General features: G+C 39.1%; 1 protein-coding gene. It reads right to left on the bottom strand.

The window, feature by feature from the left end; all coding sequences use genetic code 11:
* Positions 1-381: 381 nt before the first annotated feature.
* The gene (locus ACTJKC_RS25350) at positions 382-1,248 is read right to left on the bottom strand and encodes a DUF808 domain-containing protein (protein WP_440796455.1); all 867 of its coding nucleotides are present in this window, start codon (positions 1,246-1,248) and stop codon (positions 382-384) included.
* Between the last annotated feature and the right edge of the window lie 779 nt (positions 1,249-2,027).

Below are 2,027 nucleotides of genomic sequence, written 5' to 3'. Positions count from 1 at the left end.
AAAACCCTTCCTCCGAAGCGGGATGCAAAAGTAGGATTTTTTAATTTATAAGCAAAGCATATTTGCTATTAATTGGGGGTTTTATTGTAACTGGATGGTTTACAGCAACAAAAAGTTTTGCCCAAAGCAAAACTTTTTTAAGGATTGGGTGTTTGGGGTGGGTTTAGGCTGAAAACTTACGAAGCTTCCCGGTGCACAGGCCTTTGGAAACTTCGTATTTAACCCCTGCCCCGTCCTATCTAAACCCGATTGAAACGGAAAGCCCACATCCCGATTTTTTCAATCGGGAGAGGACTTGTAGTGAAAAGCGGGGACAAACTTATATAGCAGCACAACAACTGCTTTATTGAAAAATAATAACCAGTACTAAAATAATTTACATCACGCTCTGATAAGGCCCATAAGTTTTTTGCCTAAAAATATAATTAACACCAAAACTAAGCCAGCCAATAACCCAAAAGCGAATTCCCGCAAGATTGATGGCAGAGCGGGAAAAACATGATGCAAAAAGGCAATGTTGTGCGCGAAAATTCCTCCGGATACCAATATCAGTGCGACGGTTCCGACAATGCTTAAAATTTTGATGATAACGGGAAGTGATTGAACGAGAAGTTTTCCGGTAGTAGAAAGAATACCTTTTCCTCCAGAGGTTTTCATTAAATGATATCCGGCATCATCCATTCTTACAATAATGGCCACGATGCCATAAACACCAATGGTAGCCAATAATGCCACAACTGAAACAGTCATGATTTGAATACCGAGCTTCTCTTCCAGAACGCTTCCTAACGCGATAATCACAATTTCTATGGAGAGGATAAAATCGGTTGTAATGGCAGACCTGATTTTTGCCTTTTCTGCTGCATCACCTTCCTGGATAATTTCTTCAGCTTCTACATGCGGGGATTTAGAACGATGAAAAACATATTCGACAACCTTTTCTACTCCCTCATAGGCCAGATACAAACCACCCAATACCAAAATTACTTTTATCGCTACCGGAAAAAAAACATTTAACAGTAAGGCGATTGGAACAATAATAAGTTTATTTATTAGAGAACCCTTTGTAATTGCCCATAGTACCGGCAACTCTCTTGAAGAAATAAAACCCGTTGATTTTTCTGCATTTACAGCCAGGTCATCTCCTAAAATACCTGCCGTTTTCTTGGCAGCTACCTTCGCTGTAACGGCAACATCATCCATTAAGGCACCTATATCATCTAAAATCGCAAAAAAACCCGAAGCCATATCTAATTTATTAATGTCGCAAAATATCAAATCCTTTTTAGATTTAGGTGATCATATACCAAATCTTTTAACCCGCACAGACATTGAAACTATACTACCCAGGTTTATTTAAAGCAAATCATATTTATTAACACGAATGATAACAGTAATAGCCCAAAACTGTTCGAAAAAGAAATAAATTTTATTGTAGTTGAAAATGAAAGAGGCTATCAGTATCAGGGAGTTCTATTTTCATTAGATAGTAAATGTTTTTTTGGAGCGCAGGTTTCTGTGCGTGTGGGTTGGGTTCCGTCCTGCTGTACGCTTAATCCTTTTGGGAAATCATTCTAACATAAGCAATCATCTTTGCCCAAAAGGGATATCGCTTCCATCAGGGCTATATAACCAGGGATAGAGCTATGATGGAAGATGTAAAATGGAAGATGGATGACGGAACGGCCTCTGCGGTAATCGGAGCTATCTGCAGGAACAACCCTTAACTTATCTTAACTCCTTAATGGTGAGAAATGCTTTAGGTTCCTTTTATCATTAAGAAGTTAAGGCCATTAAGAAAAGGAGCTTAACTTATCTCAACGCTTTAATTGAAAGATGGAAAATGGATGATGGAACGGCCTCTGCGGCGATCAGCATGATCTGCGGGAACAACTCTTAACTTCTCTTAACTCCTTAATGGTGAGAAGTCTATTACAAACCCCTGTAAACGAAGAAAACCCTTTAACGTTTCTGTTAAAGGGTTTCTTTTAAGATTTGGCACCGACCTACTCTCCCACGTGTTACCG

The organism is Pedobacter sp. 22226, assembly GCF_052045455.1.
Taxonomy (GTDB): Bacteria; Bacteroidota; Bacteroidia; order Sphingobacteriales; family Sphingobacteriaceae; genus Pedobacter; species Pedobacter jeongneungensis.
The sequence above is the reverse complement of the archived record's forward strand: the minus strand, read 5'-3'. Positions and strand labels throughout refer to the sequence as shown.